Raw genomic sequence first — 13,014 nt, forward strand, 5'->3', positions numbered from 1 at the left:
CGCCTTTCCTATTGGTTTTGTGCCGGCGCCGGCGCGGGAAACACGGGCGCGCCGGAGGGATGAGACTCATCCGACTGTGGGCCGATGCGGACATATTTGACGATCAGCGCGACATCGATGATAGCGAGCGCGCTGTAGAACAGCACGAAGGCCGCGAGGCTCGCCGCGACATTCGACGCGGGGATGTTGGAGACGCCGAGGAACGTCGGCATCGTGCCGTCGATGATCCACGGCTGCCGGCCATATTCGGCGACGATCCAGCCGAGTTCGGCGGCGACCCATGGCAAGGGCAAACTATACATGGTCATGCGCAGGAACCAGGGTTTCCCGAAGCGTCGTCGGCTCGAGAGGTAAAAGGCGACGGCGAAGAGCGCGATGAAATAGAAACCGAGCGCCACCATGATGCGGAACGACCAGAACAGCACCGGCACGTCGGGGATCGTCGACATCGCCGCCTCATGGATCTGCGCGTCGGTCGCATTCTCGATATCGGGCCTGATGCGCTTGACGAGCAGCGAATGGCCGACGTCGCGCATAGAGGCTTCGAGTTCCGGCGGAACGACGGCGTTGGGATGACCGCCTTCTTTCGCAAGCCACTGATAGCCGGCCATGCCGTTGCGGATGCGCGTCTCCGCGCGCTCGACCAGCGCTTTCACGCCTTCGACCGGCTTATCGAGCGAGCGCGTCGCAATCAGACCCAGGAGATAGGGTATGCGAATTTCGTCTTTCGTCGTTTCGCTCTTGAGATCGGGAAAGCCGAAGACCGTAAAGGACGCCGGCGGCGGCTCCGTCTCCCACATCGCCTCGATCGCGGCGATCTTCATCTTCTGGTTCTCGCCCGCCGTATAGCCGCTCTCATCGCCGAGCACGACGACCGAAAGCGCGGAGGCGAGGCCGAAGCTCGCCGCGACCGTCAGCGAGCGGCGAGCGATATCGACATGACGACGGTTCAATATGTAATAGGCGGCGATCGACATGACAAACATCGCGCCCGTCACATAGCCGGCGCTGACCGTGTGCACGAATTTCGATTGCGCCACCGGATTGAACAACACCTCGGAGAAGGACGTGAGCTCCATGCGCATCGTCTGCGGATTGAACGCGGCGCCGACCGGATTCTGCATCCAGGCGTTGGCGACAAGGATCCACAGCGCCGAAAAATTGGCGCCGAGCGCCACGAGCCAGGTGACGACGAGATGCTGCACCTTGCTCAAGCGATTCCAGCCGAAGAAGAACAGGCCGACGAAGGTCGCCTCAAGGAAGAAGGCCATCAGGCCTTCGATCGCGAGCGGCGCGCCAAAAATGTCGCCGACATAATGCGAGTAATAGGCCCAGTTGGTGCCAAACTGAAATTCCATCGTGACGCCGGTGGCGACGCCCATGGCGAAGTTGATGCCAAACAGCGTGCCCCAGAATTGCGTCGCCTCTTTCCAGACTTTTCGCCCGGTCATCACATAGACGCTCTCCATGATGGCGAGCAGCAGCGCGAGGCCCAGCGTCAGCGGCACAAAAAGGAAATGATACATCGCCGTCAGCGCAAATTGCAGGCGCGAGAGCGTGACGACGTCGAATTCGAACATTCTGAGCTCCTGATCGATGTCAGCGCGGCGCGGTGGCGGACAGCGCTTCCGCCATCTGCGCCGGCGTCACCTTGATGCGATGCGCGGGACCGAAGAACGCGATGTAAAGCGCAATGAGCGCCAGCAGCTTGAACCCAAGCGCGATGGCGATCTCGCGTCCTAATGGTCTTGTGCGCATCGACCCATCCCCTAGCGTTGCATGGCTGCGGCGCCGCCTTATGACAAGGCGCGGCGCAGCCGTTCGATGCCAAGCAGTTTCATGATGTACCGCTCATAGACAGGCTCGCTCTGTCCCTTGCGTACCTTGCGCAGGAAGTATTTCTCATAGGCGATCTTCGCGAGATGCACCCACCGCCCCTCGCTCGACCAATTGACGTTACGCGGCGGAATCTGCGGCTTTGCGACGAAGGCGACGCCCTTGTCGCCAAAATCCGCTAAGCAAACCGCATTCCACGTGCCTTCTTCCTTTGCTTCGCGCCCAGCGATCAGCGCGGCGATATTATGCGCCGTCGCCGTCACCATCGACTCGATCATGTAGCCGGTCTTCGGCGTGCCCGTCGGCACCGGAGTCGCCTCGACGGGGGGGATCGCAACGCAGACGCCGACGCCAAAGACATTTCGATATTTCGGATTGCGCTGATTCTTGTCGATGATGACGAAGCCGCGCGGATTGACCAGTCCCTCGACGCCCATCAGCGCGTCGACGCCTTTGAAGGCCGGCATCACCATGGCGAATTTGAACGGCACTTCGTGCTCTTTCTTGATCTGCCCCTGATCGTCAAGCTCGGCGCATTTGAGAAGTCCCGGTTCAATGGCGGTCGTCTTGGCGTTGACGATCCATTTGATGTCGCGATCGCGGAACGCCGACTCGAGCATCCCTTTCGTATCGCCGACGCCCCCCAAACCCAGATGGCCGACATAGGGCTCGGACGTGATGTACGTCATCGGCACCTTGTCGCGGATGCCGCGCCGACGCAAATCGGTGGAAAGGATCATGGCGTATTCATACGCCGGACCAAAACAGGAGACGCCGGGCGCGGCGCCGACGATGATGGGACCGGGATTTTTGCAGAACTCCTCATAGGCCTTCGACGCCGTCTCGGCATGCTGCAACGTGCAGACCGAATGCGTATGTCCGCCATGCGGTCCAAGGCCCGGCACTTCCTCGAAAGCGAGCTTGGGACCGGTCGCAATAACGAGATAATCGTAGGCGACGCTCTCGCCATTCTGCAGTTCGAGACGGTTTTCGTCAGGCAGAACGCGCTTCGCGCCGACCGGAATGAAATTGATCTTCTTCTTCTTGAAGACCGGCGCGAGCGGCACCTTGAGTTCTTCCGGCTTGCGCCATTGCACGGCGAGCCACGGGTTGGACGGCGTGAACTGGAAATTCTCGAGTTCCGAAACGACCGTGACCTGATGTTGTTTTTCAAGTCCCTCGCGGAGTTCGATCGCGGCGGCGACGCCGCCGATCCCCGCGCCCATGACGACGATATGAGCCATTTCAGTCCCCCTTTGCGCTTTGCGCGCATTAAGTTTTGCGCTGACGGTTGCGCTCATTGGCGACGACATGCGCGCTTATCGCGCGCATGTCCGCGACTTAGTCACGTTGAGCGTCGCAGAGCGAACGCAACGCCGCGAGATTGACGATCTCGGCGCCGCCGCGCGACAATTTCACCCAGCCAGAACGCTCGAACGTTTTCAGCGTACGGCCGACGACTTCACGCGCGGTGCCGAGATCCGCGGCCAGCGCCTGTTGCGTCGCCGCGATCTTGTCGCCGGCGCCGCGCAGCGCGAGAAGACGTTCGGCCAAGCGAACATTGATGCGCGTGCAGACAATCTCCTCGATACGCGACATCAGCGAGGCAAGACGCTTGCCGTAGCCGTCGAACACCAGCGCACGGAAACTTTCCGACGCGTTCATCAGCGCGTTGAACCGATCGGCGGGCACGACATAGGCGGTGACGTCGGTTTCGGCGACCCCCTCGGCGGCGTAGGCGTCGTCCGAGAGCAGCGAGGCTGTCGTCAGAATGCAGGTTTCGTTCGCGCCGACCCGGTAAAGCACGATTTCCCGCCCCGATTCGGTCACCCGCTGCACCCGCACCGAGCCCGAAACAATCAGCGGAAAGTGCGCGCAATAATCGCCGGGTCGAAACAGCACGGCGCCGCGCGGAATTTGCTTACGCATGGCGGAGTCCCGCAGAAGCGTCTTGGTCGCCGCGTCGAGGCTGCGCAAGGAGGGCGTTTCGTCGATCCAATCAGACGGCATCGTCTGCCCTTCGTCGCTCACGATCCAAAGTCTTCACTCAGGCGCGCTGCGAATAACGCACCCATGCTGATCGTCGATGACGTCTAGAAGGCGGCGCCCGATTTGGCGCCGTACCGCTTCAGCGCCATCGCTAATGGGCAGAGGCCCGTGAAGGCCGCCTGCAACAGGTTGACGCCGACGAAAGCGGTGAGCAAGAGCCACCACGGGCTGAACAACTGCGCCAAAAGCAGGCTCAGGAGGATCATGGTCCCGGCGAAGGCCATGATGATGCGATCAATGCTCATCGGGTGAGTTCCTTCGATTTGGCGCGCGCGCGCGGTTTGGCCGGCTTGCCGCACTGCTCGGCGCAGAACATTTCATAGAGCAGTCCGATGATCCGCGAGACGTTTCCATCGGACAAGGAATAGTAAATCGTCTGCGATTCGCGGCGGGTCTTGACGAGCTTGTCCTCGCGCAGCCGCGCAAGATGCTGCGAGAGCGACGATTGGCTGAGCCCGATCGCCTCCTGCAGCTTCGTCACGGAGAGCTCGCCCCCATGCAGTTGGCAGAGCACCATCAACCGATGGCGATTGGCGAGCGCCTTGAGAAAGCTCTCGGCCTCCGCAGCTTTCGGCGCGAGCGCAAGCAGATTTACATTCATGATATCTAAATTACGATTATCGAATATAATTGTCAAGCGCGCCAGAGGCTCCTCCGAAGAGCGCTTATGTCGCATTCAAGCCAACAAGAATCCAGTATATTACGCAATTCTAATTTAATGGAATCGTCCGAGAACGGACGAATTGCGAAGGGAGAGTGAAATGGCTGAATGTCTCGCGCCCACGCGCCGCTCCTTGATGTTGCTGTTGGGCGCGGCCGCCGCTGGGCTGAGCGCAACGAGCGCGCAAGCAAAGTCGAGCAAATCGGCGGCCGCCTACCGCGGCGCGCCGAACGGCCGGCAAAGTTGCGCCAACTGCTCCTGGTTCAACGCCCCATCGGGCTGCGGCGTCGTGAGCGGGCCCGTCAGCGCACGAGGCTGGTGCAATCTTTGGGGCTGACGCGGACCGCGGGAATTCGGCGGCCGCGCGCCGCCCTCTTTTCCCCGAACTTAAATTCGCTATTGCTAATTTAAGTTTTACGCATATAACTGGGCTGCATGAGACCAATGTGCCGCTACCATTTTGCGCCGACGGCGCTCCTCGCCGCGCTTGCCCTGTCCTCGGGCGTCAAGGCCGAAGAGGTCACGATCCGAGTCGCCCCGGTCGAGGACCTTAAAGCCGTGGTGGCGTCCGTCGAGCCTGCGCATCAATTGACGGCGCGGGCGCGCATCGGCGGCACCGTGAGCGCGCTCAAGATCAAAGAGGGCGATGACGTCGCCGGCGGCGCCGAAATCGCTTCAGTCGTCGATCAGAAGCTTTTTCTCCAGATGCAGGCGCTCGATCAGCGCATCCGCTCGCAGCAGGCGCAGCGCGAGAAGGCGCAGGGCGATTTCGATCGCGCGCAGGAACTGTTTCGGCGCGGCGTCTATACCAAGGCGCTGTTTGATCAGGCGAAGACGGCGCTCGACGTCGCCGACCGCAACCTCTCGGCGCTGCGCTCCGATCGCAGCGTGATCGAACAGCAGGCGGCGGAAGGCTCGGTGCGCGCGCCGGGACCAGGGCGCATCCTCACCATTCCGGTTTCCATCGGCCGCGTCGTCATGCCCGGCGAAACCATCGCGACGATGGCCGAAGACAAATATATCCTGCGTCTGCAATTGCCCGAGCGCCACGCGCGTTTCATGCGCGCCGGCGACAAGGTCGAAATTGGCGCGCGCGGCCTGCATGAAGAGGCGGGCGGCGGGCGCAAGCAGGGTCGGGTGCGCATCGTCTATCCCGAAATTCAGGGCGGCCGCGTCATCGCCGACGTCGACGTCGTAGGGCTGGGCGACTATTTCGTCGGCGAACGCGCGCGTGTTTACGTCACGACGGGCAAGCGCGACACGATCATCATACCGCGCAGCGCGGTCTACCGACGGGCCGGCGTGGATTTCGTCCGACTCGCCTCCGGCGAAGAGGTCGTCATTCAGCTTGGCGAAGCGCACGGCGACGGCGTCGAAATCCTGTCCGGGCTCCATGACGGCGACGTGGTGTCTACGCCATGAGCGCAGAGTTTCGCCCCGGCATTTCGGGAACGCTGACCCGCACCTTCATCAATTCGCCGCTGACGCCGCTGCTGCTGATCGCCTCGATTCTCGTCGGACTGATCGCGCTGCGCTCGCTGCCGCGCGAGGAGGAGCCGCAGATCTCCGTGCCGATGGTCGACATTATGGTGTCAGCCAACGGCTATAAGGCTGAGGACGCGATCGAACTCATCACGCGCCCGCTTGAGGACATCATCAAGGGCGTCAATGGCGTCGAGCATGTCTATTCGCAGACGCGCGACGACAATGTGGTCGTCACGGCGCGCTTTTATGTCGGCACGCCGCAGGACAACGCCGTGCTGCGCATTCACGACAAGATTCGCGCCAATATCGGCGAATTGCCGAAAGGGATTCCCGAGCCGCTGATCATCGGCCGCGGCATTGATGACGTGGCGATCGTCGTGCTGACGCTGTCGGCGAAGCCGGAACGCGCCGACCGATGGACCGACAATGGCCTCTATCAGGTCGCCGAGGAATTGCAGCACGACCTCACCAAGGTCAATGACGTCGGCCTGAGCTACATCGTCGGCGGCAGCCCCAATCAGATCCGCGTCGAACCCGATCCAGAGCGCCTGTCGCAATCTGGGGTGACGCTCAATCAGCTCATCGACAAGCTGACCAACGCCAACCGCTCCTTTCTCGTCGGCGCGTTTCGCGAGGCCAATCGCGCCGTGCCGGTCGTCGCCGGCCAGACCTTGCAGGGCGTTCCCGATGTCGGTCTGCTGCTGCTCACCACGAGAGACGGACGGCCGGTCTATGTAAAAGACGTCGCCGATGTGCGCGTCGGCGCCGCCGAGCCCGACCGGCTCAGCTGGACCATGACCCGCAACGCCGCCGGCGGTCTCGATAAGCGTCCCGCCGTCAGCATCGCCATCGCCAAGCGCAAGGGCGCCAACGCCGTGATCGTCGCCGACGAGGTCATGCATCGGCTGGAGGCCGTCAAGGGCCGCATCGTTCCCGACGATATTGAGATCGCGGTGACGCGCGACTATGGCGAGACGGCCACCGAAAAGGCCAACGAGCTGCTCTTCCATCTCGCGCTGGCGACCGTCTCGATCGTCGCGCTCATCGTGGTGATGGTCGGCTGGCGCGAGGGCGTCGTCGTCTTCGTCATCATCCCGACGACCATTCTGCTCACGCTCTTCGCCTCATGGCTGATGGGCTACACGATCAATCGCGTCAGTCTTTTCGCGCTCATCTTCTCGATCGGCATTCTGGTCGACGACGCCATCGTCGTCGTCGAAAACATCGTGCGCCACTGGCAAATGCGCGGCTCCCGGAGCCTGATCGACACGGCTGTGGAAGCCGTGGCGGAAGTCGGCAATCCGACCATCGTCGCGACGCTGACCATCGTCGCCGCGCTGCTGCCGATGATGTTCGTCTCGGGTCTGATGGGGCCCTATATGAGCCCTATTCCCGCGAACGCTTCGCTCGCGATGATCTTTTCCTTTTTTGTCGCCATGACCATCACACCCTGGCTTCTGCTCAAAGTCGCCGGCAAGCGTTTCGCGCAGGAGCGCGGCGACGGCGTCGATCATGCGCATGAACGCGGCCCCATGGGCAATTTCTATGTGCGCGTGGCGACGCCCTTGCTGCAGGGCCGAAAGCGCTCGCAATGGTTTCTTGCGGCCGTCGGCCTCGCGACGCTTCTCTCCATGGCGCTCTTCGCAACGAAGACCGTGCGCGTAAAGCTGCTGCCGTTCGACAACAAGTCGGAGATTGCGGTCGTGGTCGATCTGCCGCGTGGCGCTTCGCTCGAAGAAACCGATCGGGTGCTGACGGCGGCGGCCGAGCGGCTGAAAGACATTCCGGAGCTGACCTCGGTTCAATCCTATGCGGGCGCCGCCGCGCCGTTCAACTTCAACGGTCTCGTGCGGCATTATTATATGCGCAAGGCGCCGGAGATGGGCGATCTGGCGATCAATCTGCAGCCGAAATCCGAGCGCCGCCGCGCGAGCCATGCGATCGCGCTCGACATTCGCAAGCGGCTCGAAGCCCTGCCCGCGCCGGAGCATACCGCGATCAAGGTCGTCGAAGTGCCGCCGGGTCCGCCCGTGCTGTCGACGCTGCTCGCCGAAGTCTATGGTTCGGACGCGCAGTCGCGGCGCGATCTCGCGGCGAAAGTGCGCAAGGCTTTTGACGCGGTCGATTTCGTCGTCGATACGGACGACAGCTTCGGCCAGCGCGCCGAGCGCCTGCGCTTCGAGATCGACCAGGAGGCGCTCGAATATCACGGCGTCGAAGAGCGCGCCGTCTACGACACGATCGGCGCTCTGGTCGGCGGCGTGAAAATCGGCTTTTCGCAAAAGGGCGGCGGCGCCAAGCCCATCGATATTTCCGTGGCGTTGCCGCGCGGAGCCATGACGCCCAGCGAGCGCATCCTGTCGACGCCGCTCCCTGCCGGCGGCACGGCGCGTCAGGGCGCCAATGTCGAGCTCGGCGACGTCGTCAAGGCGACGCGCGAACTCGGCTCCTACCCGATTTTCCGCCATAACGGCCGCTTCGCCGAAATGGTCAGCGCCGAGGTCGCCGGACGTTTCGAAGCGCCGATCTATGGGATGCTCGCGGTCGAAGACGCGATCGACAAGATCGATTGGGGAGCCTCGGGCCCGCCGACGATCAAATATCACGGCCAGCCGCTCGATGATTCCAAACCCACGCTGCTCTGGGACGGCGAGTGGGAGGTGACCTATGTCACCTTCCGCGACATGGGCGCCGCCTTCATGGTGGCGCTGCTCGGCATCTATCTTCTCGTCGTCGCGCAGTTCGGCTCGTTCAAACTGCCGCTGGTCATCCTCGCGCCGGTGCCGTTGACGCTCGTCGGCATCGTCATCGGCCATATCCTGTTCAACGCCGCCTTCACCGCAACATCAATGATCGGCTTCATCGCGCTCGCCGGGATCGTCGTGCGCAATTCGATCCTGCTCGTCGATTTCATCCGGCATTTGCGCGCCGGCGGCATGAGCTTGCGCGCGGCGCTGATCGAGGCGGGCGCCGTCCGCTTCAAGCCGATCTTTCTCACCGCCGCCGCGGCGATCATCGGCGCGGCCTTTATCCTTACCGATCCGATCTTTCAGGGCCTCGCCATTTCGCTGGTCTTTGGCCTCGCCTCGTCGACGGCGCTGACCTTGCTTGTCATCCCCGCGATCTATGTCGTCCTGCGCGACGACGAAATCCCAAGGAGTGCGTCATGATCGAAGACTGGGCGGCGCTCGCCAAGAAGCTCTCGGCCGACATCAGAGAATTGCGGGTCGGCTCGCCTGAGGTGATGAAGGCCTTTTCGGCGATGGCGATATCGGCGGGCGCGCAAGGCGCGCTCGACCCCAAGACAAAGGAACTGATCGCGCTTGCGGTCAGCGTTGCGGTGCGCTGCGACGATTGCATCGCTTTCCACGCCAAAGCCGCGTCACAGCGCGGCGCGACGCGCGAGGAGGTGATGGAGACGCTCGCCATGAGCATCTACATGGGCGCCGGACCGTCGGTGATGTATGCGAGCCACGCGCTCGCGGCGTTCACCCAGTTCGACGCCGAAAAGCAGGCCTGAGACGAAAGGAACGAACAATGGCTCTGGGCTCTCTCTTATCGAAACTCGCGGGCGGCGGCGCGGCGCCGACGATCGAGCATGATGATTTCTGCCGCGTCGTCGCGGATAAATCCTGCGCCATCGTCGATGTGCGCGAGCCGCATGAATATGGCGCCGGGCATGTGCCGGGGGCCAAGAACATGCCGCTCTCGAGCTTCGATCCGACAAAGCTTCCGAAGGGCGACGTCGTCCTCATTTGCCAGGCGGGCGGACGTTCGGCCAAGGCGCTGGCCCAGGCGCAGGGCGCCGGACGAAAGGATCTTCGCCACTATGCGCCCGGCACCGGCGGCTGGCGCGCGAGCGGCGGCGCGGTGGAATAGAAAACCACTCAGGTAGACATCGCGATCTGTCGTCCCCGACGCGCATAGCGCGATCGGGGATCCAGATATCACGTCGTCGCGATCGCTTCGCCGAGCGAAGCGTTGCGAGCTACGCCAATGCGGGTTACGCCGCCTTGCCGAGTTTGGTCGCTTCCGAGACCTCGTTGATCTTGCCGGTCTTCACATCATAGATGTAGCCGTAGATCGGGATGTTTTTCGGCACCAGCGGATGCGAACGGATGCGCGCGACGTCCTGCGCGACGCTTTCCTCCTGATTCTCGATCGTGTGCCACTTGATGAAGTGGCCGGCCGCGCAGCCGCCGCCATGTTGCGGGTTCGACCAGTTCTCGCCGTCGAAACTCGCCGTCGCCAGGCTGTCGTCCAGCAAGTCGCTCATGATCTCGTCGCAAAAGAGCTCCATGCCGCAATTGGTGTGGTGAATGACAAACCACTCCTTGGTGCCGAGCAGCTTATGAGAAATGACGAGCGAACGAATCGCGTCATCTGATGCGCGGCCGCCGGCGTTGCGGATCACATGCGCGTCGCCTTCCGACAGGCCCGCGTATTTCGCGGGATCGAGACGCGCATCCATGCAGGTCAGGATCGCGAAACCCCGCGCCGGCGGCAGCGCCAATTCGCTCTTGCTTCCGAAATTGGCGGCGTAAGCATTGTTCGCGGTCACGACCTCGTTGACGATCTGGCTTGCCATGTCTCTCTCCCGTGTTGCCGTGTTGCTTTTGCAAAAGCTTTTTTGACCTTCCTCAACATTGAAGCGCTTCAGCTTCCTTTTCAAGCAGACAAGACGCTCGATCTTCGTGACATAGTCGCTTGACGATCAGCGATATATATTTCGGGAGCGTCGGCGCTGATACTGTATAACGTTCGCGCAGACGCGCAGGTCTAAGGGAGATGTTGTAGCGAATGTCCGATTCCGCAGAGTTTTTTCCTGGTTTCGCTTCGCATTGGATCGATGCGCCGGCTGGAAAGATATTCGCCCGCGTCCACGGCGAGGGCCGGCCTCTGGTTCTGTTGCATGGGTTCGGCGAGACGCATGTCGCGTGGCGTAATATTGCGCCGGCGCTCTCAAAACGCTTCACGGTCGTTGCGATGGATCTGCGCGGCTATGGCTGGTCGGCGGTTCCGGCGAGCGAGAAGGGCGAGAACTATAGCAAACGGGAAATGGCCGCCGATGTCGTGGCGGTCATGGAGTCGCTCGGCCATGTGCGCTTCGCGCTTATCGGTCACGACAGGGGCGCGCGCGTCGGCCAGCGGCTTGCGCTCGATCAGCCCGGTCGGCTCGATAAGATTGCGCTCATCAATATCGCGCCGATCAACGATGAGTTTGGCGACGCGGATTTGCAGCGAGTCGGACGCGCGCGCTTCCTGGCGGCTGACGCGCCCAAGCCGGAAGAGCTGCTCAGCCTCGATCCGATCGGCTTTCTCGACGATGCGCTGATGAATGCAACCAAGGCGAAGTCGCTGGAGCCGTTCGGCGCGGAGGCGCTCGCGGCCTATCGCCAAGCCTTCAACGATCCGGCGCGCATTCACGCCTTCTGCGAGGACTTCCGCGCCGGCGCGACCATCGATCGCGAGCGCCTTGCAGAGGACAAGGCGGAGGGCAAGAAGCTCGTCATGCCGACGCTCATCGTCGCCGGCGCGGCGACCTTTCCCGCGAACGGCCCCTCGCTCGTCGCCGCCTGGGGCGAATGGGGCGATGATGTCGCCGAGGCGCGCGTCGACTCCGGCCTTTATCCAATGGAGGAGGCGCCGGCGGAGACGCTTGCCGCCCTGGAGAAATTCCTGTGAGCCTCTATCGCGGCAAGACCGTCGCGCTCGCCCTTGGCGGCGGCGGCGCGCGCGGGCTTGCGCATATCTGCGTGCTCGAGGCGCTCGACGAACTGGGCGTGCGTCCGGTGGCCATCGCCGGCGCCTCAATCGGCGCCATCGTCGGCGCCGCTTATGCTGCGGGCTTCTCGGGCGCGGAGCTGCGCGCCCACACTCAGGCCATTCTCAAGAACCGCATCGGACTCGCGCGCCGGCTGCTTCATGCGCGGGCGCGGGGGCGAAAGCGGCTTCTTTCCCGCGTCGCGCATCCGCTGCTATTCGACGGCGAGCGCTTTCTTCACGCCTTCTGGCCCGAAGGCATGCCGGAACGCTTCGAAGATCTAAGCATTCCGCTGCAGGTCGTCGCGACTGATTTTCGCCGCCGCATCGAAGCGGTTTTCGCCACGGGACCATTGCGTCCCGCCGTGGCTGGGTCGATGGCTATTCCAGGCATCGTGCGCGCCGCCACGAGCGATCACGGCTATTTCGTCGATGGCGGATTGGTCAATCCCCTTCCTTATGACCATCTCTGGGGTCTTGCCGACATCGTCATCGCCGTCGACGTCTCCGGCAATTTCGGCGTCGAGACCGGCAAGGGGCCGCCGTCCGCCTTCGAGACGATGATCGTCGCGAGCCAGATCATGATGAACGCGATCAGCTCGCGCATGATCGCCGAGCGGCCGCCCGACGTGCTCATCCGACCGGAAGTGCATCAATATCTCGCGCTGGACCTCTTTAAGGCCTCGCGCATTTTCGCCGCCGGCGACGCCTGCCGCGACACGCTGCGCCAGGGACTGGCGCAGGCGGCGCTGCGGTTAGAGGCTCACCGCCGCGCCTGAAAGAAGTCGCGAAGGAGCAGCGCCGCCTCGCTTTCGCGAATGCCGCCATAGACTTCAGGACGATGATGGCAGGTCGGCTGCGCGAAAAATCGCGGCCCGTGCTCCACGGCGCCCCCCTTCGGATCGCTTGCCGCATAATAGAGCCGCCGAATGCGCGCGAAGGAAATGGCAGCCGCGCACATGGCGCAGGGCTCGAGCGTCACATAGAGATCGCAGTCGACAAGGCGCTCCGAGCCGAGCGCGGCGCAGGCTTGCCGAATGACGAGCATCTCGGCGTGCGCCGTCGGATCACGATCGCGCAGCGTGCGGTTGCCGGCGGCAGCGATGATTTCGCCATTGCGCGCAAGCGCCGCGCCGACCGGGACTTCGCCTGCCGCCGCCGCCGCGCGCGCCTGCTCGAAAGCGGCGCTGAAAGGGTCATTGCCATTCATTTGCGTCTCT

Annotated in this window: 15 protein-coding genes; 7 read left to right on the plus strand and 8 right to left on the minus strand. The window is 62.9% G+C overall.

Annotated elements, in window-relative coordinates; all coding sequences use genetic code 11:
* Nucleotides 1–8: 8 nt before the first annotated feature.
* The 6 genes from EHO51_RS14210 to EHO51_RS14235 form a co-directional block, all read right to left on the minus strand.
* Entirely contained in the window at nt 9–1,580 is a 1,572-nt protein-coding gene (locus EHO51_RS14210; RefSeq protein ID WP_124739431.1) for a cytochrome ubiquinol oxidase subunit I, read from the minus strand.
* 19 nt (nt 1,581–1,599) lie between these two features.
* Entirely contained in the window at nt 1,600–1,758 is a 159-nt protein-coding gene (gene cydP / locus EHO51_RS14215; protein ID WP_124739432.1) for a cytochrome oxidase putative small subunit CydP, read from the minus strand.
* A gap of 38 nt (nt 1,759–1,796) precedes the next feature.
* Nucleotides 1,797–3,080 carry an NAD(P)/FAD-dependent oxidoreductase gene (locus tag EHO51_RS14220; RefSeq protein WP_124739433.1) on the minus strand — a complete coding sequence of 428 codons (1,284 nt, stop codon included), beginning with the start codon at nt 3,078–3,080 and terminating at the stop codon, nt 1,797–1,799.
* 97 nt (nt 3,081–3,177) lie between these two features.
* Nucleotides 3,178–3,867 carry a Crp/Fnr family transcriptional regulator gene (locus EHO51_RS14225; RefSeq protein ID WP_124739434.1) on the minus strand — a complete coding sequence of 230 codons (690 nt, stop codon included), beginning with the start codon at nt 3,865–3,867 and terminating at the stop codon, nt 3,178–3,180.
* Between the two features lie 62 nt (nt 3,868–3,929).
* Nucleotides 3,930–4,130: a YgaP family membrane protein gene (locus tag EHO51_RS14230; protein WP_018406353.1), complete on the minus strand. Its 201-nt coding sequence runs from the start codon at nt 4,128–4,130 to the stop codon at nt 3,930–3,932.
* Entirely contained in the window at nt 4,127–4,486 is a 360-nt protein-coding gene (locus EHO51_RS14235; protein ID WP_124739435.1) for an ArsR/SmtB family transcription factor, read from the minus strand. Before EHO51_RS14235 ends, EHO51_RS14230 begins: the two co-directional genes overlap by 4 nt.
* A 160-nt stretch (nt 4,487–4,646) precedes the next feature.
* Here EHO51_RS14235 and EHO51_RS14240 point away from each other — a divergent pair, with 160 nt between their 5' ends.
* The 5 genes from EHO51_RS14240 (at nt 4,647) to EHO51_RS14260 (ending at nt 9,910) form a co-directional block, all read left to right on the plus strand.
* On the plus strand, nt 4,647–4,883 hold the full coding sequence (locus tag EHO51_RS14240; protein ID WP_124739436.1) for a high-potential iron-sulfur protein: 237 nt from the start codon (nt 4,647–4,649) through the stop codon (nt 4,881–4,883).
* Between the two features lie 107 nt (nt 4,884–4,990).
* A complete protein-coding gene (locus EHO51_RS14245; RefSeq protein WP_124739437.1) occupies nt 4,991–5,968 on the plus strand; it encodes an efflux RND transporter periplasmic adaptor subunit in 978 nt (325 codons plus the stop codon).
* Complete coding sequence (locus EHO51_RS14250; RefSeq protein ID WP_124739438.1) at nt 5,965–9,201, plus strand: efflux RND transporter permease subunit; 3,237 nt, start codon at nt 5,965–5,967, stop codon at nt 9,199–9,201. The genes EHO51_RS14245 and EHO51_RS14250 overlap by 4 nt, the downstream gene beginning before the upstream one ends.
* The gene (locus EHO51_RS14255) at nt 9,198–9,551 is read left to right on the plus strand and encodes a carboxymuconolactone decarboxylase family protein (protein WP_018406358.1); all 354 of its coding nucleotides are present in this window, start codon (nt 9,198–9,200) and stop codon (nt 9,549–9,551) included. Before EHO51_RS14250 ends, EHO51_RS14255 begins: the two co-directional genes overlap by 4 nt.
* A gap of 17 nt (nt 9,552–9,568) precedes the next feature.
* Complete coding sequence (locus EHO51_RS14260; RefSeq protein ID WP_029649493.1) at nt 9,569–9,910, plus strand: rhodanese-like domain-containing protein; 342 nt, start codon at nt 9,569–9,571, stop codon at nt 9,908–9,910.
* A gap of 124 nt (nt 9,911–10,034) precedes the next feature.
* On the opposite strand, the gene EHO51_RS14265 is transcribed toward EHO51_RS14260, so the two are convergent.
* Nucleotides 10,035–10,619 carry a carbonic anhydrase gene (locus tag EHO51_RS14265; RefSeq protein ID WP_124739439.1) on the minus strand — a complete coding sequence of 195 codons (585 nt, stop codon included), beginning with the start codon at nt 10,617–10,619 and terminating at the stop codon, nt 10,035–10,037.
* 212 nt (nt 10,620–10,831) lie between these two features.
* On the opposite strand from EHO51_RS14265, the gene EHO51_RS14270 reads away from it, so the two are divergent.
* Together EHO51_RS14270 and EHO51_RS14275 are read left to right on the plus strand one after the other, a co-directional pair.
* The gene (locus EHO51_RS14270; protein WP_124739440.1) at nt 10,832–11,716 is read left to right on the plus strand and encodes an alpha/beta fold hydrolase; all 885 of its coding nucleotides are present in this window, start codon (nt 10,832–10,834) and stop codon (nt 11,714–11,716) included.
* Nucleotides 11,713–12,573, plus strand: coding sequence for a patatin-like phospholipase family protein (locus EHO51_RS14275; protein ID WP_018406362.1), 861 nt, complete (start codon nt 11,713–11,715; stop codon nt 12,571–12,573). The genes EHO51_RS14270 and EHO51_RS14275 overlap by 4 nt, the downstream gene beginning before the upstream one ends.
* Here EHO51_RS14275 and EHO51_RS14280 read toward each other — a convergent pair.
* On the minus strand, nt 12,558–13,004 hold the full coding sequence (locus EHO51_RS14280) for a nucleoside deaminase (RefSeq protein WP_124739441.1): 447 nt from the start codon (nt 13,002–13,004) through the stop codon (nt 12,558–12,560). The genes EHO51_RS14275 and EHO51_RS14280 overlap by 16 nt on opposite strands.
* Nucleotides 13,005–13,014 lie beyond the last annotated feature (10 nt).

It is taken from the genome of Methylocystis rosea (assembly GCF_003855495.1).
Lineage (GTDB): Bacteria > Pseudomonadota > Alphaproteobacteria > Rhizobiales > Beijerinckiaceae > Methylocystis > Methylocystis rosea_A.